Genomic DNA, 24,375 nt, shown 5'->3' with positions numbered 1-24,375 from the left:
GCCAGGCGCGGCCCGCCCGTCCCGTAGGGTCGTCACCCATGGGAACTGCACAGGCGGACGGAGCCCGGACCGGCGAGCCGACCACCGAGGCGTCCACACCGCCGGTGCTGCTGCGCGAACCGGCCGAGGGCACCCCGCCGGTGGTGACAGACCCGTCCGCGCTCGCCGAGGCGTGCGCGCGGCTCGCGGCCGGGACCGGTGCCGTCGCGGTGGACACCGAACGTGCGTCCGGCTACCGCTACTGGCCCAGGGCCTATCTCGTCCAGCTGCGCCGGGAAGGCTCCGGCACGGTGCTGGTCGACCCCATCCCGTTCGAAGGCGACCTCGCCCCGTTGCGCGAGGTCCTCAACGACACCGAATGGGTGCTGCACGCCGCGTCCCAGGACCTCCCGTGCCTGGCCGAGCTGGACCTGCACCCGCGTTCGCTGTTCGACACCGAGCTGGCCGGGCGGCTGGCCGGCTACGAACGCGTGGCGCTGGGCACGCTCGTGGAACGGCTACTGGGCTACACGCTGGAAAAGGGACACAGCGCCGCGGACTGGTCGAAGCGGCCGCTGCCGGTCGACTGGCTCAACTACGCGGCCCTCGACGTCGAACTGCTCAACGAACTGCGCGAGAAGCTCGAAGCGGAGCTGGCCGCACAGGGCAAACTGGAGTGGGCACAGCAGGAGTTCGAGGCCGTGCGCACCGCACCGCCGCCCGCCCCGCGCGCCGAACCGTGGCGCCGTACCTCGGGCGTGCACAAGATCCGCAGTCCCCGTGGCCTCGCCGCGGTCCGGGAGCTGTGGCAGGCCCGCGACGAACTCGCCCGCAAACGCGACCGCGCACCGAGCCGGATCCTGCCCGACAGCGCGATCATCAACGCCGTGACGGCCGATCCGAAGACCGCGGAGGAACTGCAGGCCCTGCCGGTGTTCAGCGGACGCGTGCAGCGCAAGTACACCGCGAGCTGGCTGCGGCACCTGCAGGCGGCCAAGGCGCTGCCCGCGAGTGAACTGCCCACCCCCGCCCAGGCCTCCGACGGCCCGCCGCCGGTCAACCGCTGGGCCGACAAGGACCCCGACGCCGCGGCCCGGCTGTCCGCGGCCCGCGCCGCACTCGCCGCGATCGCCGAGGACCGCAAGCTGCCGGTGGAGAACCTGCTGCTGCCCGATCTGGTCCGCCGCACCTGCTGGCGTCCCCCGGCCGACCTCTCCGAGGACGCAGTGGCCGAGGTCCTGCGCGCGGGCAGCGCCCGGCCGTGGCAGATCGAGCTGACCACGGCGGAACTCAGCAAGGCCCTGCACAGCACGGCTTCCTGACCGAAACCTTCCGACGGCCCGATCAGCGCGGGCCCGCGCCCACCCGCGGTCACGCACGCACGTCAACCGGGTCGACGTGCCCCGGACCCGAAGCGTCGCGGCCCCCCGGTTCGCCCGGTCCGAAGATCGCCCGGCCCCGGCGGATCGGGTTCCCCGGGCAGCGCCCGGCCTTCGCCGGTGGTCTGCGCTGCACCTGCCCGCCGGCGTCCGGACAGCCTCGTCGCCGGGCAGTCCGGACGCCACGGGAGTGTGCGCTCCCCCACTCGACCGGGCCACTCCCCTGGTTACCCGTGGGTAACAAGGGCTACGCTGCGGGCAGGATTTCTGTCTACTTCAGGAGCATTCGTGGCCGCACCAGGTACGCCGCCCCTCGCGCCGGACGCGCGGGGAGTGCGCAGGGTCGTGTTCGTCGAAGGGGTGCGCACTCCCTTCGGCAAGGCGGGCGACAAGGGCATCTACGCCGGGACCCGCGCGGACGACCTCGTCGTCAACGCCATCCGCGAGCTGCTGCGGCGGCATCCCGAGCTGCCGCCGGAGCGCGTGGACGAGGTGGCCATCGCCGCCACCACGCAGACCGGCGACCAGGGTCTCACCATCGGCCGCACCGCGGCGCTGCTGTCCGGGCTGCCGAAGTCGGTCCCCGGTTTCGCGCTCGACCGGATGTGCGCGGGCGCGATGACCGCGGTCACCACCACCGCGAGCGGCATCGGCTTCGGCGCCTACGACATCGCCATCGCGGGCGGGGTCGAGCACATGGGGCGGCATCCGATGGGCGAGGGCGTCGACCCGAACCCGCGGATCGTCGCGGACAAGCTGGTCGACCCGTCCGCACTCGTGATGGGCCAGACCGCGGAGAACCTGCACGACCGGTTCCCGGAGATCACCAAACAGCGCACCGACGCCTACGCCGCGCGCAGCCAGGAGCGCTACGCCGAGGCCGTGAAGACCGGCAAGATCGGCCCGGAACTGGTTCCGGTCGCGACCCGCAGCGCCGAGCTCGGCTGGGGCCTGGCCACCGAGGACGAGCCGCCGCGGCCGGGCACCACGGTCGAGCAGCTGGCCGCGCTCAAGACGCCGTTCCGTCCGCACGGCCGGATCACCGCGGGCAACGCGGCCGGTCTCAACGACGGTGCGACCGCGTCGCTGCTTGCCGACGAGGACACCGCACGCGAACTGGGCCTGCCGGTCGCGATGCGGCTGGTCGGCTATTCGTTCGCCGGCGTCGAACCGGAGGTGATGGGCGTCGGTCCGGTGCCTGCCACCGAGAAGCTGTTCAAGCGCACCGGGCTCGGCATCGACGACATCGGCCTGTTCGAGATCAACGAGGCGTTCGCGGTGCAGGTGCTCGCGTTCCTCGACCACTTCGGCGTCTCCGAGGACGATCCGCGGGTGAATCCGTGGGGTGGCGCGATCGCCTGCGGGCACCCGCTGGCCTCGTCCGGCGTGCGGCTGATGACGCAGCTGGCGCGCCAGTTCGCCGAGCGTCCGGACGTGCGCTACGGCCTCACCACGATGTGCATCGGGATCGGTATGGGCGGCTCCGTGCTGTGGGAGAACCCGGCCTACGAGGGGGCGAAGGCATGACGTTCACCGCAGAACAGGCGAAGGCGGCCTTCCCGGACGAGGTGGTCACCAGGGCGCTCACCCGGCTGGTGACCGTGCCCGGCCTGGACCAGCAGGTCGCACTGGTCACTTTGGACAATGGCCACGACCACACCCGGCCGAACACCTTCGGCCCGCAGGGATTGGTGTCGCTGAACGCCGCGCTGGACGAGGCGTTCGCCGCCGAACCGGCCGCGATCGCGGTCACCGGCAAGCCGTTCATCTTCGCCGTCGGCGCGGATCTGTCCGGGGTCGAGGCGGTCGCGGATCCGAAGCTGGCCCGGGAGATCGCGCAGACCGGACACGACGTGTTCCGCAGGCTGACCGAATCGAAGATCCCGACGTTCGGCTTCGTCAACGGCGCGGTGATGGGCGGCGGCCTCGAGCTGGCGCTGTCGTGCCACTACCGCACGCTGTCGGAGAACACCGCGGCAATCGCGTTCCCCGAGGTGTTCCTCGGCCTGTTCCCGGGCTGGGGCGGTACGCAGCTGCTGCCGAACCTGATCGGACCGGACGCCGCGGTCACCGTGATCATCGAGAATGCGTTGGCGCAGAACAAGATGCTCAACGTGAAGAAGGCGGCCGAGCTCGGCATCGTGGACGAGGTGTTCGGCTCCGCGGACTACCTGGAGCAGTCGCTGTTGTGGCTGGCGAAGGTGGTCAACGGCGAGCTCACCCCGGCGCGGCGCGAGATCGACCGGGGCGCGGAGTGGGACGCCGCGATCGCGCGGGCGAAGTCCATCGTGGACGGTCGCACGCACGGTGCGTCGCCTGGTGCCGGCAAGGCCGTCGAGTTGCTGGAGCTGGCCCGGGAGAACGATCTCGACCGCGGTTATGCGGCGGAGACCGACGGTCTCGCCGAACTGCTCATGTCCGATACCCTCCGTGCCGGGCTGTACTCGTTCAACCTGGTCAACAAGCGCGCGAAGCGGCCGGCCGGGGCACCGGACAAGTCGTTGGCGCGCAAGGTGAACAAGGTCGGCATCGTGGGCGCGGGCCTGATGGCGAGCCAGCTCGCGCTGCTGTTCGTGCGCCGTCTCAAGGTGCCGGTGGTGCTCACCGACGTCGACCAGGGGCGGATCGACAAGGGCGTCGGCTACGTGCACGACGAGATCGACAAGCTGCTGGCGAAGAAGCGTCTGTCCCAGGACGGCGCGAACCGGCTCAAGGCGCTCGTGAGCGGCTCGCTGGACAAGGCCGCGTTCGCCGACGCGGACTTCGTGATCGAGGCGGTGTTCGAAGAGCTCGGCGTGAAGCAGCAGGTGTTCGCCGAGCTGGAGCAGCACGTGTCCGCGGAGGCGATCCTGGCGACGAACACGTCGTCGCTGTCGATCACCGCGATGGCGGAGCAGCTGCAGCATCCGGAGCGCGTGGTCGGCTTCCACTTCTTCAACCCGGTCGCGGTACTGCCGCTGCTGGAGATCGTGCGTGGTGAGCAGACCGACGACGCCGCGCTCGCCACGGCGTTCGCGGTGGGCAAGCAGCTGAAGAAGTCGAGCGTGCTGGTGAAGGACGCCACCGCGTTCGTGGTCAACCGGCTGCTGCTGCGCTTCCTCGGCGAGGTGCTGGTGGCGGTGGACGAGGGCACGCCGTTCGAGGTGGCCGACTCCGCACTGGAGCCGCTGGGCCTGCCGATGTCGCCGCTGAACCTGATGCAGCTCGTCGGACCGGCGATCGCGCTGCACGTGGGCGAGACGCTGCACGGTTCGTTCCCGGACCGGTTCACCGTCAGCGAGAACCTGGCACGGTTCGTACAGGCGGGCAAGAAGGGCGTCTGGACCTGGGACGCGCAGGGCACCCCGTCGGTGGACCCCGAGGTCGAGCAGCTGTGGACGCGCGGGGACAAGCCGTCCACCGCCGAGCAGGTCCGCGACCGCGCACTCGACGCGATCGCGCAGGAGATCCGGATCATGCTCGACGAGGGCGTGGTCGCCGAGGCACAGGACATCGACCTGTGCCTGATCCTGGGTGCGGGCTGGCCGTTCTGGCTCGGCGGCATCACGCCGTACCTCGACCGTTCCGGCGTCTCGGAGCGGGTGAACGGCAAGCCGTTCCTCGCGCCGGGCGTCGCCTCGGTCCCCACGGCCTGATCTGCCGGGGCGGTCTCCTCCTCGTGGGGAGGCCGCCCTGCGGCAGTACTTCCCGGCTCAGAACTCGCCGGCGCGCGGGCAGACCGGACCCGGTTCGCCCGGCCGGACCTGCTGCCGGAACGCGGTGCCGTCGAGGACCTGCACGTCCGCTTCCGGATGACGCTTGCGCAGGTCCGCGGCGTAGCCCTGCAGATCGGTGTGCGGCATCGGGATCACGGTGACCGAGCCGGGGATGTCCTCGGGCCGGACCTGCGCCATCAGTTCGGGGTCGTCCTGGTACAGCTCCCGGAACCGGGCGTAGGACTCGGCTTTGGTCTGGACGAACACCCGGCGGGCCTGCGGATCCCCGGCCAGTGCCTGCGCGGTGCGGCGCATCGTCTCGTCGTCGTCGAGGAACAGCTGGACCGCGGCACACGGCCGGTGCTGCGCCAGCGGGACCGGGGTGCGGTCCACCGGCAGCTCGGCGGGACCGATCGCGTTCGCCACCAGGAAGGCCGCGCCGGCCCCCGCGCCGAGGGCGAGCACCAGCACCGGGGCGAGCCACCGCCAGAGTCGTGCACCCATGTGCCGATACTGGCACAGCGCGGCGGAAAGTCAGAGCCCGTGCACGATCAGCAGCCGCGCCAGACCGGCGAAGTCCTCAGGATTGCGAGTCAGCAGGGGCAACCGGTGCACCGCCGCGGTCGCCGCGATCCGGAGATCCGCGGGTCGCGCCCACAACGCCGCACAAACGTGCTACACCGACGCCGGCAGTCGGACGGTGACCGCCAGTCCGCCGCCCACCACGGGTTCCGCGGTGACTGTACCGCCGTGTGCCTGTACCGCGGCGCGCACGATGGACAGGCCGAGCCCGGCGCCGGAGCGGGCGGTGCGGGCGATCCCGGCACGGCGGAACGGCTCGAACAGCTCCGGGACGGCCGTCGGATCGAGCAGGCCGCCCGAGGAGCGCACGCGCAGGGTGCTCCAGTGCGCGCCGGATTCCGTGGCGACCTCGATCCATCCGCCGTCGACGTTGTGCCGTACCGCGTTTTCCACCAGGTTGCCGGCAATCCGTTCCAGCAGCGCCGGATCGCCGATCGTGGTCGCGCCGGGGGTGGTGAACGCGGTGCGCAGGCCGCGCTGCTCCGCTTCCCCGCGCACCGCGGCCCAGGCGCGTTCCACGACCGTCGCGAGGTCCACCGGTTCCCGCACCACCAGGCCCGCCCCGTCGGTACGGGCGAGCAGCAGCAGGGAGTTCACCAGCTGGCCCGCCCGTTCCGTGGCGTCCCGCACGACGCCTGCCATCCGGCGGAATTCGGCCTCGTTCGCTTGTTCGTCGGACAGCGTCACGTCCAGTTCGGTCCGGATGACCGACAGCGGGGTGCGCAGCTCGTGACTCGCGTTGGCCACGAAGTGCCGCTGCGCGTCGAAAGCGGCCTGGAGCCGGTCGAGCATGTCGTCGAAGGTGCCGGCCAGTTCGGCCAGCTCGTCGCGTGAGTGGACCTCGCCGATGCGCTCCCCCAGCGATTCCACCGACAGCCTGCGCGCCGTGCCGGTGATCTCGCGCAGCGGCAGCAGCACGCGCGAGGTGAACGTCCAGGCCAGGATCGCCGCCGCGGCCACCACGAAGCAGAACGCCAGCGAACCGAACAGCAGCACCCGGTTCACCGCGTGCTCACGCAGGTGCTGGGCGAGCGTGGACGAGTCCACGTCGACGCCGTCGACCCGTACCAGGGTGCCCGGCGGCATGTGCGGCACCGCGTCCACCGCGTCGCCGACCAGGGTCCACGCCAGCCACAGCAGCAGCAGTCCCGCCGCGGCGACCAGCACCGTGGCGAGCACGGTGACGCGGACCCGCAGGCTGCTGGAGCCGGGCAGGTTCACTCGGCGGCGTCCACCGGCACCCGGTAGCCGGAGCCGACCACGGTTTCGATGATGCCGGGCTCGCCGAGCTTCTTGCGCAGGGTCATCACGGTCACCCGCACGGTCGTGGTGAACGGGTCGGCGTTCTCGTCCCAGACCCGTTCCAGCAGTTCCTCGCTGCTGACCACGGACCCGGCGGCGGACAGCAGCACCTCGAGCACGCCGAACTCCTTGCGGGTCAGCTCGATCGGCCCGCTCGCGCGGCGCACGACGCGCTTGGCCGGGTCCAGCTCCACGTCGCCGGCGGTGAGCAGCGGCGGCGCGGCCGGGGTGGCACGGCGGCCGAGCGCACGCACCCTGGCGACCAGTTCCGGGAAGGCGAACGGCTTGGCGAGGTAGTCGTCCGCACCGAGGGACAGCCCGTCGACCCGGTCGGACACCGAACTGCTCGCGGTCAGCATGAGCACCCGGGTGAGCTCGCCGGAGGTGACGATCTCGCGGCACAGGTCGTCGCCGGACATCCCGGGCAGATCGCGGTCGAGCAGGATCACGTCATAGCGGGTGACCGACGATTTCTCGTGCCCGTCGTCCCCGGTGAGCGCGACGTCCACCGCCATCCCCTCGCGGCGCAGCCCGCGGGCGATCGCGTCGGCCAATGGCTCTTCGTCTTCGACTACCAGAACTCGCACCAGACCACAATCCCACAGTTTCCTGAGAGCGCCTGAGAGACCTGAATGGACACTCGGGCTCACGCCCAGCGCAGCGCGAACCACAGCCGCATCCGCGTCTCCGGATCGGCGAGGTCCATCCCCAGTGCCCGTTCTGCCTGCCCGATCCGGTGCCGCACGCTGTTGCGGTGCACCCCGAGCTCGGCCGCGGTGCGATCCCAGCCGCCGTGCTGCGCGAGCCAGGTCCGCAGGGTGGTCACCAGTTCGCGGCCGGGTGCCCGGTCGAGTTCCCGCAGCGGCGCCAGCAGCCGAGCTGCGTACGCACTGCCCGCGGCGGGCGGTACCAGCTCGTCGAAGCCGGACGCCTCGGGCTCGGCGACCACTGCCCGGTCGAGTGCGCGGGCGCGGGCCAGCAGGAGTTCGATCGCGGGTACCGAAGTTGGCAGCTCGCCGGCCGCCGCGGGCGGACCGGCCACCGCCAGCCAGCCGTGCTCACGCAAGCCGTCGAGCCCGGCCGGTTCGGCGCCCGCGACGGCGAGGAAGCGGGGCCCCGGCAGCACCTGCACGAGCGGGGTGTCGAGCCGGGCCCGCAGCCAGTCGGGTCGCCGCGCGAGGGCTTCGGGACCTTTCCGGTGCGCCACCCCGGCCACGATCCGCGCCCGATCCGCACCCAGCACCTCGCTCAGCGCAGCCCCGGCGGGACCGCCGAGCAGCAACGCGGTGGCCGCCGCGCCGAGTTCGGCGGTGTCCGAGCCGGCGCGTCCGACGAGACCGAGCAGGGCCGCGCCGACGGACAGGATCGAACGGTCGCCGCGGTCGAACCGGCCGGGCCTGCCGAGCACCAGCAGGTGGGCAGCGGTCGCCTGCGGGTACACCGGCTGGGCCACCACCTGCGTGCCGTCCGGCAGTTCGGTCGTCGCGACCCGGATCCCGCTGCCGGACCGCAGGGTCGTGAGCAGTTCCCGGACCTGCGGTGGCCACGGGTGCGGCGCATGGTGCGCCGCCACGAGCACGTCCTCTGGGCCGACCATCGCGACCCAGCCGTGCAGCCGTCCGGCGAGTGCGGTGACCAGTTCGCCGAGCCCGCCGGACGCCGCGCGGGTCAGTGCCTCGCGCGCCTCGGAGAGCCGTCGCTGCTCGTGCTGCCCGGCTTCGGCGAGTGCCACTGCGACCGCACGGTTGATCGCCAGGAACGGCGTGGCCGGCGGGACCACCAGCAGCGGCAGCCCGTGGCGTGCGCAAGCGCTGCGCAGCGGCCGTGGCAGCGTTTCCGAAACCGTCGGAGTGAGCCCGAAGCCGAGCGCGGTCACCCCGGCATCCCGCAGCCGCCGGACGTAACGGCCCGCGTCGGCAGGCAGGTTGACACCGGCGGTGAGCAGCAGTTCGGAGCCGAGCAAGTAGGGCGCCGGGTCGGCCAGCTCGCTCACGTGCGCCCACCGGACCGGCCGGTCCAGCGCGTCCGGAGCCACGGTCTCCGGCACCACCTCGAGTGCCAGGTCCGGATTGCCGGCGACGGCCCGTAACGGCACTGTCACCTCGGCGGGCAGTGGATCCGGATGATGGGTCATTTTATCCATGGTAGCCGCGCCGTCGGGACGGATCGTCCCATCCCGCAGCCGGACCGGACGGACCTACGGTGTCCCGCAGAACCCGGCACCCGAGGAGGACCCGTGGGCGGCGACTACGCGGTGATCGCGCTGTACATCGCAGGCATGCTCGGCGTCGGCTGGATCGGCCTCCGGCTGGCGAAGACCAAGTCCGACTATCTGGTGGCCGGGCGGCGGCTCGGCTGGTTTCTCTACTCCGGCACGATGTCCGCGGTCGTGCTCGGCGGCGCGTCCACCGTCGGCGGGGTCAAACTCGGCTACACCTACGGCGTTTCCGGGGCCTGGCTGGTGATCACCATCGGCGTCGGGATATTGGTGCTGCACGCGGTGTTCGCGCGACGGCTGGTGAAACTGCGCGTGTACACCGTCGGCGAGATGCTCGACCTGCGCTACGGCGGGCGCGCGAGCGCAGTGTCCGGTGTGGTGATGTGGGGCTACACGCTGATGCTCACGGTCACCTCGACGCTCGCGTTCGCCTCGATCTTCAAGGTGCTGTTCGCGATTCCGAGCTGGGCCGGCATCGCCATCGGCGGGTCGATCGTGGTGCTGTACTCGGTGCTCGGCGGGATGTGGTCGATCACGCTCACCGACATCGCCCAGTTCGTGATCAAGACCGTCGGCATCCTGTTCGTGCTGCTGCCGATCGCGCTGGTCTCCGCGGGCGGTTTCGGTGGCATGGCGGAAAAACTCGACGCCTCGTACTTCGAGTTCAGCTCGATCGGCGGCGAGACCATCCTGACCTACTTCCTCATCTACACCTTCGGCCTGCTGATCGGACAGGACATCTGGCAACGCGTGTTCACCGCGCGCACGCCACGGATCGCCACCGGCGGCGGGATCATCTCCGGCGTCTACTGCCTCGTCTACGGCGTCGCGGGCGCATTGATCGGGACCGCGGCGAAGGTGCTCTACCCGGACCTGGGCAGCGCGCAGGACGCGTTCGCCACCATCGCCGAGCGGCTGCTGCCCACCGGCGTGCGCGGACTGGTGCTGGCCGCTGCGTTGTCCGCCCTCATGTCGACCTCCAGCGGTGCGCTGATCGCGTGCGCCACCACGACCACTTCGGACCTGCTGCGCAAGGTCGGCCTCAAAGGCGGGGAAGTGCTGCGCAACCGCGTGACCACGCTCGTGCTCGGCGTGGTGGCGATCGGCATCGCGATGATGGTGGACGACGTCGTCAACGCACTCACCATCGCCTACGACATCCTCGTCGGCGGACTGCTCGTGACGATCGTCGGCGCATTGCTCTGGAAGCGCGGGACGCGTCAAGGCGCGTACGCGTCGATGGTGGCGGGCACTGCGTCCGTGATCGCCTTCATGATCATCGACGGTGTCGCTGCCAACAGCCCGATCTATTGGGGCCTCGGCGCGAGCCTGATCGTGTACGTCGCCGTGAGTCTCGCGACGCCGCGTACGCCGGAGAGCATCCTCACGGTGTGGACCCAGCGCCTGCACGGTTCCGCCGAAATACCCGAAGTGATCCCAACGAGACAGGAGTTGCCCAGGTGACTGATCTGCCCCCGGTCGGCCCGCTCGACTCGTCGCGCGTGCCACGGTTCGCCGGCTTCGCGACGTTCGCCCGGCTGCCGCGCATCGACGAGGTGCCGCGTGCCGACGTCGCCGTGGTGGGCGTGCCGTTCGACTCCGGGGTGTCCTACCGCCCCGGCGCGCGGTTCGGGCCTGCCGCGGTGCGCGAAGCCAGCCGGCTGCTGCGGCCCTACCACCCGGGCCTGGACGTGTCACCGTTCGCCGAGCAGCAGGTGGTGGACGCCGGGGACATCGCGATCAACCCGTTCAACATCGGTGAAGCGATCGAAAAGCTGCAGCAGGAAGCCGAAACGCTCACCGCGGACAGGACCCGGCTGGTCACTGTGGGCGGCGACCACACCATCGCGCTGCCACTGCTGCGTGCCGCGGCGAAGAAGCACGGGCCGGTAGCGCTGTTGCACTTCGACGCGCACCTCGACACCTGGGACACCTACTTCGGCGAGCCCTACACGCACGGCACGCCATTCCGCCGGGCGTCCGAGGAAGGCATCCTCGACACGAGCGCACTGTCCCACGTCGGCACCCGCGGTCCGCTGTACGGCAAACGTGATCTGGAGGAGGACCGTCGGCTCGGCTTCGGCATCGTCACCTCCGGCGACGTGCTACGCCGCGGCATCGACGAGACGGTGGACGCGCTACGCCAGCGCATCGGCGACCGTCCGCTGTACGTATCGGTGGACATCGACGTGCTCGATCCGGCACACGCGCCCGGCACCGGCACCCCCGAGGCCGGCGGGATGACCAGCCGCGAACTGCTGGAGATCCTTCGCGGGCTACGCGAGCTGAACCTCGTCGGCGCGGACGTGGTCGAACTGGCCCCCGCCTACGACCACGCCGAGATCACCGCGATCGCCGCTTCGCACGTCGCTTACGACCTGGTGAGCCTGCTGACGCTGGGAAAGCCGGAATGACCCGCATCGGTGGCGACGTCGTCGTCGAGACGCTGCGCGCGCTCGGCGCCGACACCGTGTTCGGACTGCCGGGGCAGCACGCACTCGGTCTGTTCGAAGCACTTCGCCGGACGGACAGCCTGCGGCTGGTCACCTCCCGGGTGGAGAACAACCTCGCCTTCGCCGCCGACGGGCACGCCCGTGCCCGGCTGACCGCGGATCCGCACGGCCCGGTCCCGGTCACGCCGATGGTCGTGTCCACTGGTCCCGGCGCGCTGCTCACCCTGGCCTCGCTGCAGGAGTCACGCGCGGCTTCGGTACCGGTGCTCGGCATCTCCAGCCAGGTCCCGGTCGCCGGGCTCGGCGGCGGACGGCACGGCTACCTGCACGAACTTCCCGACCAGCAGGCGAGCTTCCGCGACCTGGTCAAGTCGACGCACGTGGTCCGTTCGGTGAGTCAGCTCCCGACTGCACTGCGCGAGGCGTGGACCACCGCGGCGACTGCGCCGTACGGTCCGGTGTGGGTGGAGATCCCGCAGGACGTGCTGCTCGCCGAGACGACCCTGCCGGCGCTGCACTCGGTCACCGCCGCTCCCCCGCCGCTCGAACCAGTGCCGGAACTGCTGAGCGAAGCGGCGAAGTTATTGTCCGGGGCGAAAAACCCGGTGTTCCTCGCCGGCGGTGGTGCACTGCGGTCCGGTGCGCACGAGGAGCTGCGTGAACTCGCCGAAGCACTGCGGGCGCCGGTGGTGTCGACCTTCGGCGGCAAGGGCGTATTCGGCTGGGACCACCCGCTGTCCGCGCAGTCGTGGATGGAGGACTGGCACACCACGGAATTCCTCGCCGACGCCGACGTGCTGCTGGTACTCGGCTCCGGGCTCGGCGAGCTGTCCAGCAACTACCGCGAGTTCGCCCCGCGCGGACGGCTCGTGCAGATCGAAGCCGATCTCGGGAAACTGGAGTCGAACTACCCGGCGCTCGCACTGCACGCGGACGTCCGGGCGACCCTGCGTGCCCTGCTGGCCCGGGTACCCGCCCGGCCCGCGGACGGCCGGGCCGAGGCCGCGGTGCAGGATCTGCTCGCCCGCGTCGAGTCCAGATTGGACAGTCAGCCGCTCGCCGCGGAACGGAAGCTGATCGAGGACGTCCAAGCCGCACTCCCGGCGGGCACGCAGACCTTCTGGGACATGACGATCGCCGCCTACTGGGCGTGGTCGACGTGGAACCCCGAGCACGCGCCGATGCACACCGCACAGGGCGCGGGCGGGCTCGGCTACGGTCTGCCCGGCGCGCTCGGCGCGGCTGCCGCGGGCGTGCCCGCGCTGGCCGTCTCCGGCGACGGCGGCGCGATGTACGGGCTGGCCGAGCTGGCCACCGCCGTGCAGCACGGCCTGGACGTCACGTGGCTGCTGGTCGACGACGGCGGCTACGGCATCCTCCGCGAATACCTCAACGACACGTTCGGGCAGACCACCGCGACCGAACTGGCCCGGCCGGACTTCGTCGCGCTCGCCGAGTCCTTCGGGGTACCCGCCCGGCGTTCGTCACTCGACACCGTGCGGGCCGACCTGGCCGAGGCAGTACGCACCTCCGGGCCTTCCGTCGTCGTGCTGCCCGCGGTGCTGGAGATGTTCGCCCCGACCCATTTGGAGCACCCGTGATCCGCAACTTCGTCGACGGTGCCACGGCCGACGCGCCCGGCACCCTCGAACTCACCGATCCGGCGAACGGCACGGTATTCGGCCACAGCGTCCTCTCCGGACGGTCTGAAGTAGACACCGCGATGACGGCCGCGGCGCGGGCGTTTCGGACCTGGCGGCGCAGCACTCCGGCACAGCGGCAGGAAGCCCTGCTGAAGCTGGCCGACGCAGTGCGCGCCCGTGCGGCGGAGTTCGCCGACGCCGAAGTACGCGAAACCGGCAAGGTCCGCGCTGTCGTGCTGGAAGAAGAGATTCCGGAGTGCGTGAGCGCGCTGCGGTTCTTCGCCGGTGCCGCCCGCAGACTGGAAGGCACGGGCGCGGCCGAGTACCTGCCCGGCCACACCTCGGTGGTCCGACGCGAGCCGGTCGGGGTGTGTGCGCAGATCGCGCCGTGGAACTACCCGTTGATGATGGCGACGTGGAAGATCGGCCCGGCGCTCGCCGCAGGCAACACGGTGGTGCTGAAGCCCGCCGAAACCACGCCGTCCACCGCAGTCCTGCTCGCGCAGGCCGCCGCGGAATTCCTGCCGCCGGGCGTGTTCAACGTGCTGTGCGGCGACCGGGAAACCGGGCGCGCGCTCGTCGGGCATCCGCGTACCGATCTGGTGTCCATCACCGGGTCCACCCGCGCCGGGATCGACGTGGCCACCGTGGCCGCGGCCGATCTGAAGCGCACTCACCTGGAACTCGGCGGCAACGCTCCGCTGCTCGTCTTCCCGGAGACCGACCTCGCCGACACTGCCGCGCGGATCGTCGACGCCGCGTTCTACAACGCCGGCCAGGACTGCACAGCAGGCAGCCGGGTACTGGTGCACGAGAGCGTGCACGACGAATTCCTCGCCGAACTCACGAAGACCGCCGCTGCCCGGCGGCCGGGCGTGGACTACGGCCCGCTCAACAGCCGGGCTCAGCTGGACCGCGTGCTCGGCCTGCTGGAGCGGCTGCCCGCGCACGCGAGGGTGGAGACCGGTGGCACCGCACCCGGGCCGGGATTCCAGCTCGCGCCGACCGTGGTTTCCGGACTGCGCCAAGACGACGAGCTGGTGCAGGAAGAGATCTTCGCGCCGGTGATCACCGTGCAGCCGTTCGCGGACGAGGCGGAAGCGCTGGAACTGGCCAACGGCGTGCCCTACGGTCTGGCCTCTTCGGTCTGGACCACGGACGTCGCGCGGGTGGCGAGGGTTTCGCGCGACCTCGACTTCGGCTGCGTGTGGGTCAACACGCACGGCCCGCTCACCGCGGAGATGCCGCACGGCGGGTTCGGCCATTCCGGGCACGGCAAGGACCTCTCCGCGTACTCCTTCGCCGAGTACACCCGCGTCAAACACGTGATGACCCGCTTCGAATGAGGTGCTGATGCGCGAGAAGATCACCGAGGTCGAACAGCACGGCATCGCGCCGATCCCGCCTGCCGAGCAGACCTCCCGGCCGCGGGACCTGTTCCGGCTCGCCTTCGGCGGGGCCAACACGTTCGCCACGATCATCCTGGGCACTCTGCCGATCGCGTACGGCCTCGGGTTCTTCTCCGCACTCGCGGCCACTGCCGTGGGTGTGGTGCTGGGCGGGCTCGTGCTCTCCCCGATGGCGCTGTTCGGCCCGGTGACGCGTACGAACAACGCGGTGTCGTCCGGCGCGCACTTCGGGGTGGTCGGCCGCTGCGTGGGCTCGTTCCTCTCGCTGCTCACCGCGATCACCTTCTTCGCGATCTCGGTGTGGGTCAGCGGCGACGCTGTCGCCGGTGCGGCGCAACGGATCTTCGGCTTCGACGGCGGCCAGGTGCTGCGCGCGGTCGCGTACGGCCTGATCGCCGTCGCCACGCTCGTCGTGTGCATCTACGGCTACCGGTTCATGTTGCTGGTCAACCGCGTCGCCGTGGTACTCGGCACGGCGATCATGCTGCTCGGCATCCTCGCGTACGGAGGTTCGTTCGACCCCACGTACTCGGGCTCCGGGGCGTACGCGCTGGGCACGTTCTGGCCGACGTGGATCCTCGCCGTGCTCACCGCGATGGCGAACCCGATCTCGTTCGGCGCCTTCCTCGGTGATTGGTCGCGCTACATCCCGAACCGGTACCGGCGCCGGTCGCTGCTGGCCGCGCCGTTCCTCGCGCAACTGGCCACGCTGCTGCCGTTCGGCTTCGGCATCGCGACCGCGACGCTGGTCGCCGACCCGGCCGAGTACGTCGCGGGCCTCACCGCCGTTTCGCCGCTGTGGTACGCGATTCCGCTCATCGTGGTCGCACTGGTCGGCGGGCTGTCCACCGGCACCACCGCGCTCTACGGCACCGGACTGGACTTCAGCTCGATCTTCCCGCGGCTCTCGCGAGTACGCGCAACCCTGCTGATCGGGACGCTGAGCGTGCTGTTCATCTTCTTCGGCACCTTCGTGCTCGACATCGTCTCCAGCATCAACGCCTTCGCCACGCTGATCGTGCTGTGCACCTCACCGTGGATGGTGATCATGATGATCGGTTACCTGCAGCGGCGCGGCTACTACGATCCGGCCGATCTGCAGGTGTTCAACGAAGGCCGCACCGGTGGCCGCTACTGGTTCCACCACGGCGTGAACTGGCGGGCGATGGCTGCCTGGCTCCCGGCCACCGTGCTGGGACTGCTGTGCGCGAACACGCCGATGATCACCGGCCCGCTGCACGCCGTCGCGGGCGGGGTGGACCTCAGCCTGGTGGTGACCCTCTGCACGGCCGCCGTGGCGTATCCCCTGCTGGTCAAGCTGTTCCCGGAACCACGCGCAGTATTCGGCCCGGACGGCGCATCCGGCTCGCCGGACCCCGCCGGAACACCACAGCCCGCCGCGGTCGACGAGAGCTGACGATGATTCCGTTGGCGGCGAAGCAGGCCTGGGCGCGTTGCCGGCGTGCGGCCGCGGTCTCCTGACGTTCGCGGGGCAGGATTTCCGCGGCAGGCGAGCCGGGAGCGGTCGTCCGCGGCCATTGCGCAGGTAGGCCGTAGCCGGTCGGTGCGCGATTGTGACGGCGTTCAGTGGTGGTGCGCCGGGATGGGCGCGATCCGTCATCCGCCGTCAGGGATGTTGCGCGGCTTCGTGATGTCCACGTGCACCAGGCGAGCGAGGCTAGCCGGCTCCGGAGCCGGGCTCGTCGCAGGTGGCGAGGACCTCCAGCAGCTTGCGCAGGGTTTCCCGCTGCTCGGGTTCGAGCGGGGCGAGCAAGGTGGCTTCCACGCACTTCAGGCGCTGCCGCTTCGCGCACAGGGCGGTGACACCCTGCTCGGTCAGCTCGACCCGGCGGACGCGCCGATCGGCGGGGTCGGGCCTGCGCTCGACCAGCCCGGCGGACTCCAGATCGTCGAGCAGGTAGGTCATCACCGTGCGGTCGAGGCCGAGGTACTGGGCCAGCGCGAGCTGGCTGCTCGGCCCGCCCTGCTGCGCGCCCATCAGCACCTGGTAGCCGCGCGGGCCCCCGGGCAGGTCGGCGAGCAGCTCGTCGGTGAGGTGCCGGTAGCGGCGCACCGTCGCGAACAGCGCCCAGCCGATGTCCGTCGCGACGTGTTCGGGCGTGGTCACCACCCCATCCTAACCGGATGCCGGACGTTCTGTTGACAAGATCGTCTGTCCGACAGATTATCTATCCAGACACGACATCCGTCCGGGAAGGCATCATGAGCACCCTGTACCGCATCGACAGCAGCGTCCAAGGCGACAAATCCGTGACCCGAGAGATCACCGACGAGCTCGAACGGGCCTGGTCCGCCGCACTCCCCGAGGGCGTGGTCGCCCGGCGCGACCTGCTGTCCACGCCGCTTTCACCGGCCGTGTGGACGCACGCCCTCGCCGCACGCGGCACCGAGGAACCCACCCAGGAGCAGCAGTCCGCGGCCGGCCTCGCCGCCGAGCTGGCGAGCGAAGTGCTCGCCGCCGACGCGCTCGTCATCGGCGCCCCGCTCTACAACTGGGGCACGTCCGCACACCTCAAGTGCTGGATCGACCTGCTGTGGACCGACCCGCGCTTCGCGCCGCGGACCTACCCGCTGGCAGGCAAGCCGATCGCGCTCGTCGCCGCCCGTGGTGGCGGGGCTTCGGCCGGCGCACCGCAGGAGGGCTGGGACCACTCGGTGCCGTACCTGCTCCGGACCTTCGGCACCGACGTGTTCGGCGGCGACGTCACGCTGATCGAGACCGAGCTGACGCTGGCCGACCTCAGCCCGGCGATGGCCCACCTGCGCGAACAGGCCACCGACCTGCGCGCGCGAAGCCACGAACTGGCCAGGGAAACCGGCGAGGCACTGGCGAAACTCGCGGCCTGACCGCCGGTCTCCCCTGCCCCGGCCGACACTTCCGGTCCGGGCTCCCGGTCGCCGGGTCCGTTCCGGATCCATTCCAGATCCCCCGGGTCAGGTCCCCGGGTCAGGCGCGGGGCTTCTCGCCGGTCGCGGCCGATACGTCGGTGCCCAGCCGTCCGGATGCCCATTCGGTGATCCGCCGTGCCACGTCCTGTGCGGTCAGGCCCACCCGGTCCAGCACCTCGTCCCGTGAGCCGTGTTCGTGGAATGCCTGCGGCACAGCCAGATCACGCAACGGCACGTCGCATTCGGCGTCCCGCAGCACCGCGGCCAGTGCGGAGCCGAAACCGCCGTGGCGGCCGCTGTCCTCCACGGTGACCACGAGCTTGTGCTGTTCGGCCAGCGCGACTAGTTCCGCGGGCACCGGCACCACCCAGCGCGGATCGGCGACCGTGACGCCGATGCCCTGGTCGGCGAGCCGGTCCGCGGCCGCCAGCGCGAGTTTCGCGAACGCTCCCACCGCGACCAGCAGCACGTCCGGCGAGGTCTTCGGGCGGCGCAGCACGTCGACCGTGCCGAGGCGCTCGACGGCCGGGACGTCCGGGCCGACACTGCCCTTCGAGAACCGCAGCGCCGTCGGGCCGTCCTGGACCGCGACCGCCTCGCGCAGTTCCTCGCGCAGCGTGCCGGGGTCGCGCGGGGCGGCCACCCGGATGCCGGGCACCATGCCCAGCAGCGACAGGTCCCACATGCCGTGGTGGCTCGGGCCGTCCGGACCGGTGATGCCCGCCCGGTCCAGCACCATCGTGACCGGCTGGCGGTGCAGTGCCACGTCCATCAGCAGCTGGTCGAACGCGCGGTTGAGGAACGTCGAGTACACCGCGACCACCGGGTGGTAGCCGCCCATCGCCAGGCCGGCCGCGGAGGTCACCGCGTGCTGTTCGGCGATGCCGACGTCGAACCAGCGGCGGGGGAACCGCTCGGCGAACTTCTCCAGCCCGGTGGAACGCAGCATCGCCGCGGTGATCGCGACGACGTCTTCCCGCTCCTCGCCGATCTTCGCCAGCTCGTCGCCGAACACCCCGGTCCAGCTCGGGCCCTTCACCGGCGGCAGCCCGGTCTCCGGGTCGATCGGGTCGGTCTGGTGCATCTGGTCGGCCTGGTGGTTCACCGCGGGCGCGTACCCGTGGCCCTTCTCCGTGACCACGTGCACGATCACCGCGCCGCCGAACGCCCGTGCGCTCTGCAACGCCTTGTCCAGCGCCACGAGATCGTGCCCGTCGACCGGGCCGAGGTACTTCAGGCCGAGGTCGGAGAACATCACCTGCGGGCTCAGCGCGTCCTTGATGCCGGCTTTCGCGGCATGCAGCGCGGCGTAGAGCTGCTTGCCGACCACGGGCGTGCTGCGCAGGATCTCGCGCCCGCCGTCGAGCAGCCGCTCGTAGCCGGGCTGCAGCCGCAGCGACGCCAGATGGTCGGCCATGCCGCCCGCGGTCGGCGAGTACGACCGGCCGTTGTCGTTCACCACGATCACCACCGGACGGTCCTTGTGCGCGGCGATGTTGTTCAGCGCCTCCCAGCACATCCCGCCGGTCAGCGCACCGTCGCCGACCACCGCCACCGCATGCCGCCGTGGCCCGCCGGAGAGCTCGAAGGCCTTCGCCAGTCCGTCTACATAGGACAGTGCGGTGGAGGCGTGGCTGTTTTCCACCAGATCGTGCTCGCTCTCGCCGCGGCACGGATACCCGGCCGGCCCGCCCTGCTGGCGCAGCCTGCCGAAGCCGTCGTGGCGGCCGGTGACGATCTTGTGCACGTAGGACTGGTGCCCGACGTCCCACACGATCGCGTCGCGCGGCGAGTCGAACGCCCGGTGCAGCGCCAGCGTCAGCTCCACGACCCCCAGGTTCGGCCCGAGGTGCCCGCCGGAGCGGCGCACCTTGTCGACGAGGAAGTCCCTGATCTCGGCCGCCAGCTCGCCGAGGTCCTCGACGCTCATGCTCTTCAGGTCCGCCGGTCCGTGCACCGAGTCCAGCATCGTCACAGCTCCACCTCGCCCGTTCCCGCTGTCAGTTTCCGCCGGTTCGGGCCAGTCTACGGACGGGCGCCAGTGCGGCCCCCGCGCCCGCGGCGCGCGTCACAGCACCGACCGGAACGCAACTGCCCGACCGGGGGTGGCCGTGCGCCCGGCCGGTCAAGTCGCGGTCACCCCTCGTGGCCGCGATAATCCGCACCGGACCACCGAGCACGAGAGGATCCCATGGCGGAGTTGTACATCGGCGGCGAATGGGTGGATGCGCGCGCAGGCGGGCGGCGCGAGATCCGCTGTCCGGCCGACGGCACCCTGGTCGCGGAGGTCGCCGAGGCGACCGGTGAGGACACGGTGGCTGCGATCGCCGCCGCCCGCCGCGCGTTCGACACCGGCCCGTGGCCGGGTACCCCGGCGGCCGAACGGGGTGATCTGCTGCTGCGCGCGGCCGACCTGCTCGACCGCGACGCCGAGGCGTTCGCTCGCGCCGAATCGCTGGACACCGGCAAACGGCTGGTGGAAAGCCGCTACGACATGGCCGACATCGCCGCCTGCCTGCGTTACTTCGGCAAGCTCGCGGGCAACGACGCGGGCCGCGTGGTGGACACCGGCAGCGCGGACTCGTTCAGCCGGATCGTGCACGAGCCGGTGGGCGTGTGCGGGCTGATCACGCCGTGGAACTACCCGCTGCTGCAGACGGTCTGGAAGATCGCGCCGGCACTGGCCGCGGGCAACACCTTCGTGCTCAAGCCGAGCGAGCTGACCCCGCACACCTCGATCCTGTTCCTGAAGCTGCTCACCGAGGCCGGCCTGCCCGGCGGCGTCGGCAACCTGGTGCTCGGCGCCGGACCGGAGGCCGGTGCCCCGCTTTCCGGGCATCCGGACGTGGACCTGGTGTCGTTCACCGGCGGGCTCGCCACCGGCAGGGTGATCGCCGCGAACGCCGCCGCGACGGTGAAGCGGGTCGCGCTGGAGCTGGGTGGCAAGAACCCCAACGTGGTGTTCGCCGACGCGGATTTCGAAACCGCGCTCGACTACGCGCTCACCGCCGTGTTCCTGCATTCCGGCCAGGTCTGCTCGGCCGGTACGCGGCTGATCGTGCAACGCGAGTGGCACGACGAGTTCGTGGCCGAGCTGGTGCGCCGCGCGGAGCGGATCCGCCTCGGCGGGCCGTTCGACGAGAACGCCGAAACCGGCCCGCTGATCTCCGCCGCGCACCGCGAGAAGGTGGAACGCTACGTGGCCACCGCCGTGGAAGAAGGCGCCGTCCTCCGGACCGGCGGCAAGCGCCCGGCGGACCCCGCGCTGCAGAACGGCTTCTACTACCTGCCCACGATCCTGGACGAGGTGCGCCAAGGCAGCAACGCCGTGGTCGAGGAGTCCTTCGGGCCGGTGCTCACCGTGGAGACCTTCACCGACGAGGACGACGCGGTCCGCATCGCCAACGACACCCACTACGGCCTTGCCGGCGGGGTGTTCACCTCCGACGCCGCCCGCGCCCAGCGCGTGGCGAACCGGCTGCGGCACGGCACGGTGTGGATCAACGACTTCCACCCGTACCTGCCGCAGGCCGAATGGGGCGGCTACAAGCAGTCCGGCTTCGGCCGCGAACTCGGGCCCACCGGACTGGCCGAGTACACCGAGATCAAGCACATCCACCAGAACCTGCGCCCCGGTCCCCAGCGCTGGTTCGCCGGCTGAACCCCACCCCACCGGAAGGATCCGCGCCGTTGAGCGACACCAGCGATCACGAGCTGAGTGAATTCGGCTACACCAACCAACTGAAGAGAACGCTGGGCAGTTTCCACACCTTCGCCGCCGGGATCAGCTACATCTCGGTGCTGACCGGGGTGTTCCAGCTGTCCTACCTCGGTCTGTCCGAAGGCGGGCCCGCCTACTGGTGGTCCTGGCCCGCGGTCTTCGGCGGCCAGCTCATGGTGGCGCTGTGCTTCGCCGAACTGGCCGCGCAGTACCCGGTCGCCGGTTCGGTCTACAACTGGGCGAAGAAGCTCAGCAATCCCCATCTGGCCTGGCTGGCGGGCTGGATGATGCTGCTCGCCTCGATCGTGTCGATCGCCGCGACCGCACTGGCGTATCAGCGCACGCTGCCGCAGATCTCGTCGTTCTTCCAGTTCATCGGGGACGGCACCGGCACCAGCGACGCGGCCAACGGCGTACTGCTGGCCAGCGTGCTGATCGTGTTCACCACGCTGGTCAACGCCTTCGGGGTGAAGCTGATGGCCCGGATCAACAGCGCGGGCGTGTTCATCGAGCTGCTGTTCGCGGTGCTGCTGGTGGTGTTCCTCGCCTTCCACTTCGTGCGCGGGCCGGGCGTGGTGACCGAGACCAACGGCACCGGGGCCGGGCATTCCGGCGGCTACCTCGGCGCGTTCCTCATCGCGGGCATCGCCTCCTCGTACGTGATGTACGGCTTCGACACCGCGGCGTCGCTCGGCGAGGAATCGGTGAACCCGCACCGCAACGCGCCGAAGGCGATCCTGCGTGCGCTCGTCGCGTCGTTCGTGCTCGGCGGGCTGATCATCCTGTTCGCGCTGATGGCGGTCGGCGACATCCACGCGTCCGAACTGGGCACGGTCGGCCTGCAGTTCGTGCTCACCGACGCGCTCGGCCCGGCGATCGGGCGGATGTTCCTGTTCGTGGTGTTCATCGCGATCACCGTGTGCGTGCTGGCCGTGCACACCGCGGCGATCCGGATCGCGTTCGCGATGGCGCGGGACAACGCGCTGCCCGGCGGCTCGAAGCTGGCGCGGGTGAACAAGACGACCGGCACCCCGGTGCTGCCCGCCGTGGTGATCGGCGTGATCGCGATCGCGCTGCTGCTGCTCAACATCAACTCCACGCAGATCTTCTCCGCGGTGACCAGCCTGGCGATCATCCTGATCTACCTGTCCTACCTGCTGGTGACCGTGCCGATGCTGGTGCGCAGGCTGCGCGGTGGCTGGCCGCGCCGGGACGGGACCGCCGGACGGTTCTCGCTCGGCCGCTGGGGCCTTCCGGTGAACGTGCTGGCGGTGCTGTGGGGCGCCGCGATGACGATCAACCTGGCGTGGCCGCGCAACGAGATCTACAACGCGGACCCGCCGTACCACTGGTACCTGCGGTGGATTTCGGTGCTGTTCGTCGGCGTCTTCGCGGCCGGCGGCTTTGCCTACTACTGGTTCGTGCAACGGCACAAGATCGGGGTGCTGGCCGACCATGCCGCACCCGTGTCCGATGAGGAGGTTTCCCGGTGAGCGAGTTCGACTACGTGGTGGTCGGCGGGGGCACCGCGGGTTCGGTGGTGGCAGCCCGGCTGTCGGAGGACCCGGCCGTGACGGTGTGCCTGCTGGAGGCGGGACCGTCGGACGCGGACCAGCCCGAGGTGCTGGCCCTGACCCGGTGGATGGAGCTGCTCGAGTCCGGGTTCGACTGGGACTACCTGGTGGAACCGCAGGAGTCGGGCAACTCCTACCTGCGCCACGCGCGGGCGAAGGTGCTCGGCGGGTGTTCCTCGCACAACTCGTGCATCGCGTTCTGGGCACCGGCCGAGGACCTCGACGACTGGGCCGCGATGGGCCTGCCCGGCTGGTCCGCGGCGGACGTCTTCCCGCTGTACCGGCGGCTCGAGACGAACGACGGGCCCGGTGCGCACCACGGCCGCTCCGGTCCGGTGACCATCCGGTCCGTGCCGCCGCACGACCCCACCGGGGTCGCCCTGCTCTCCGCGTGCGAACAGGCCGGGATCCCGACCACCGAGTTCAACTCCGGCGCCACGGTGACCCACGGCGCGAACTGGTTCCAGATCAACGCCCGCGAGGACGGCACCCGGTCCTCGGCCTCGGTGTCCTACCTGCACCCGATCGAAGGCACCCGGCCGAACCTGGAGATCCGCACCGGCGCCCGTGCCAAGCGGCTGCTGTTCGACGGCCGCCGCTGCACCGGCGTGGAGGTGCTGGCCCCGGACCTGATCCACCGCGAGCGGATCACCGCGCGCCGCGAGGTCGTGCTCAGTTCCGGCGCGATCGACACCCCGAAGCTGCTGATGCTGTCCGGGATCGGCCCGGCCGGGCATCTGCGCGAGGTCGGCGTGGACGTGCTGGTGGACTCCCCCGGCGTCGGCGCGAACCTGGAGGACCATCCGGAGGGCCTGGTGATGTGGGACGCCCTGCAGCCGATGGTCACCGAATCCACCCAGTGGTGGGAAATCGGCATCTTCACCACCACCGAGGACGGCCTCGACCGGCCGGACCTGATGTTCCACTACGGCTCGGTGCCGTTCGACCTGAACACCGTGCGATACGGCTACCCGACCACGGACAACGGCTTCTGCCTGACCCCGAACGTCACGCGCAGCCGGTCTCGGGGCACGGTCCGGCTGCGCACCCGCGACTTCCGCGACAAGCCACGGGTGGACCCGAGGTACTTCACCGACGAGCACGACCTGCGCGTGATGACCCACGGGGTCAAGCTGGCCCGCACGATCGCCGAACAACCCGCACTGGACGAGTGGGCAGGCGTGGAGCTGGCACCGGGCCGTGACTGCCGCACCGACGACGAGATCGCGGACTACATCCGCAAGACGCACAACACCGTCTACCACCCGGCGTGCACCGCCCGGATGGGCGCGGACGGCGATCCGGACGCGGTCCTCGACGCCCGGTTGCGGGTCCGCGGGGTCGACGGCCTGCGGGTCGCCGACGCCTCGGTGATGCCGTTCCTGGTCACGGTGAACCCGTGCATCACCACCATGGCGATCGGCGAGAAGTGCGCGGATCTGCTGAAGGAAGACCGCGGCTGATCTTCCCGCCCCGCTGCCCCGGTGCCGGTTCGAGCGGCGCCGGGGCA

18 protein-coding genes are annotated in these 24,375 nt (G+C 70.9%); 12 read left to right on the top strand and 6 right to left on the bottom strand.

The window, feature by feature from the left end; genetic code table 11:
• Positions 1–38 precede the first annotated feature (38 nt).
• The 3 genes from ABD793_RS06525 (at position 39) to ABD793_RS06515 (ending at position 4,993) form a co-directional block, all read left to right on the top strand.
• Complete coding sequence (locus ABD793_RS06525) at positions 39–1,301, top strand: HRDC domain-containing protein (protein ID WP_344856378.1); 1,263 nt, start codon at positions 39–41, stop codon at positions 1,299–1,301.
• Between the two features lie 390 nt (positions 1,302–1,691).
• Complete coding sequence (locus ABD793_RS06520) at positions 1,692–2,885, top strand: thiolase family protein (protein ID WP_344856876.1); 1,194 nt, start codon at positions 1,692–1,694, stop codon at positions 2,883–2,885.
• Entirely contained in the window at positions 2,882–4,993 is a 2,112-nt protein-coding gene (locus ABD793_RS06515; RefSeq protein ID WP_344856376.1) for a 3-hydroxyacyl-CoA dehydrogenase NAD-binding domain-containing protein, read from the top strand. The genes ABD793_RS06520 and ABD793_RS06515 overlap by 4 nt, the downstream gene beginning before the upstream one ends.
• Before the next feature lie 57 nt (positions 4,994–5,050).
• Here the strand turns inward: ABD793_RS06515 and ABD793_RS06510 are convergent, their stop codons facing one another.
• From ABD793_RS06510 to ABD793_RS06495, 4 genes are all read right to left on the bottom strand, one after another.
• Complete coding sequence (locus ABD793_RS06510; RefSeq protein WP_344856374.1) at positions 5,051–5,557, bottom strand: permease-like cell division protein FtsX; 507 nt, start codon at positions 5,555–5,557, stop codon at positions 5,051–5,053.
• 171 nt (positions 5,558–5,728) lie between these two features.
• Positions 5,729–6,856 carry a sensor histidine kinase gene (locus tag ABD793_RS06505; protein ID WP_344856372.1) on the bottom strand — a complete coding sequence of 376 codons (1,128 nt, stop codon included), beginning with the start codon at positions 6,854–6,856 and terminating at the stop codon, positions 5,729–5,731.
• Positions 6,853–7,524 (bottom strand): response regulator transcription factor, encoded by a 672-nt coding sequence (locus tag ABD793_RS06500; protein WP_344856370.1) that lies wholly within the window; start codon positions 7,522–7,524, stop codon positions 6,853–6,855. The genes ABD793_RS06505 and ABD793_RS06500 overlap by 4 nt, the downstream gene beginning before the upstream one ends.
• A 59-nt stretch (positions 7,525–7,583) precedes the next feature.
• Positions 7,584–9,071 carry a PucR family transcriptional regulator gene (locus ABD793_RS06495; RefSeq protein WP_344856368.1) on the bottom strand — a complete coding sequence of 496 codons (1,488 nt, stop codon included), beginning with the start codon at positions 9,069–9,071 and terminating at the stop codon, positions 7,584–7,586.
• Between the two features lie 102 nt (positions 9,072–9,173).
• On the opposite strand from ABD793_RS06495, the gene ABD793_RS06490 reads away from it, so the two are divergent.
• Genes ABD793_RS06490 through ABD793_RS06470 form a run of 5 tightly spaced genes read left to right on the top strand, consistent with a single transcriptional unit; the run spans position 9,174 to position 16,077 of the window.
• Positions 9,174–10,619, top strand: a complete 1,446-nt coding sequence (locus ABD793_RS06490) for a sodium:solute symporter family protein (RefSeq protein ID WP_344856366.1) — start codon at positions 9,174–9,176, stop codon at positions 10,617–10,619.
• Between the two features lie 5 nt (positions 10,620–10,624).
• Complete coding sequence (gene speB / locus ABD793_RS06485; protein WP_344856874.1) at positions 10,625–11,569, top strand: agmatinase; 945 nt, start codon at positions 10,625–10,627, stop codon at positions 11,567–11,569.
• Positions 11,566–13,209: a thiamine pyrophosphate-binding protein gene (locus ABD793_RS06480; protein WP_344856365.1), complete on the top strand. Its 1,644-nt coding sequence runs from the start codon at positions 11,566–11,568 to the stop codon at positions 13,207–13,209. The genes speB and ABD793_RS06480 overlap by 4 nt, the downstream gene beginning before the upstream one ends.
• The gene (locus ABD793_RS06475; protein ID WP_344856363.1) at positions 13,206–14,597 is read left to right on the top strand and encodes an aldehyde dehydrogenase family protein; all 1,392 of its coding nucleotides are present in this window, start codon (positions 13,206–13,208) and stop codon (positions 14,595–14,597) included. The genes ABD793_RS06480 and ABD793_RS06475 overlap by 4 nt, the downstream gene beginning before the upstream one ends.
• Before the next feature lie 7 nt (positions 14,598–14,604).
• Positions 14,605–16,077: a purine-cytosine permease family protein gene (locus tag ABD793_RS06470; RefSeq protein ID WP_344856361.1), complete on the top strand. Its 1,473-nt coding sequence runs from the start codon at positions 14,605–14,607 to the stop codon at positions 16,075–16,077.
• 261 nt (positions 16,078–16,338) lie between these two features.
• On the opposite strand, the gene ABD793_RS06465 is transcribed toward ABD793_RS06470, so the two are convergent.
• Entirely contained in the window at positions 16,339–16,788 is a 450-nt protein-coding gene (locus ABD793_RS06465) for a MarR family winged helix-turn-helix transcriptional regulator (RefSeq protein ID WP_344856359.1), read from the bottom strand.
• 95 nt (positions 16,789–16,883) lie between these two features.
• Between ABD793_RS06465 and ABD793_RS06460 the strand changes: the two genes are divergently transcribed.
• A complete protein-coding gene (locus tag ABD793_RS06460; RefSeq protein WP_344856358.1) occupies positions 16,884–17,528 on the top strand; it encodes an FMN-dependent NADH-azoreductase in 645 nt (214 codons plus the stop codon).
• A gap of 100 nt (positions 17,529–17,628) precedes the next feature.
• Here ABD793_RS06460 and dxs read toward each other — a convergent pair whose 3' ends face one another.
• Positions 17,629–19,545 carry a 1-deoxy-D-xylulose-5-phosphate synthase gene (dxs, locus tag ABD793_RS06455; RefSeq protein WP_344856356.1) on the bottom strand — a complete coding sequence of 639 codons (1,917 nt, stop codon included), beginning with the start codon at positions 19,543–19,545 and terminating at the stop codon, positions 17,629–17,631.
• Positions 19,546–19,761: 216 nt separating this feature from the next.
• Here dxs and ABD793_RS06450 point away from each other — a divergent pair, with 216 nt between their 5' ends.
• From ABD793_RS06450 to ABD793_RS06440, 3 genes are read left to right on the top strand one after another with little or no spacing between them, the layout of a single operon-like run.
• Entirely contained in the window at positions 19,762–21,231 is a 1,470-nt protein-coding gene (locus ABD793_RS06450) for an aldehyde dehydrogenase family protein (RefSeq protein WP_344856354.1), read from the top strand.
• Between the two features lie 29 nt (positions 21,232–21,260).
• Positions 21,261–22,784, top strand: a complete 1,524-nt coding sequence (locus ABD793_RS06445; RefSeq protein ID WP_344856352.1) for an APC family permease — start codon at positions 21,261–21,263, stop codon at positions 22,782–22,784.
• Positions 22,781–24,328, top strand: a complete 1,548-nt coding sequence (locus ABD793_RS06440) for a GMC family oxidoreductase (RefSeq protein WP_344856350.1) — start codon at positions 22,781–22,783, stop codon at positions 24,326–24,328. Before ABD793_RS06445 ends, ABD793_RS06440 begins: the two co-directional genes overlap by 4 nt.
• Positions 24,329–24,375 lie beyond the last annotated feature (47 nt).

Origin of the sequence: Amycolatopsis ultiminotia (assembly GCF_039536925.1) — a bacterium.
GTDB lineage: Bacteria > Actinomycetota > Actinomycetes > Mycobacteriales > Pseudonocardiaceae > Amycolatopsis > Amycolatopsis ultiminotia.
Note: the sequence above shows the minus strand (reverse complement) of the source record. Positions and strands in the feature narration are given on the sequence as shown.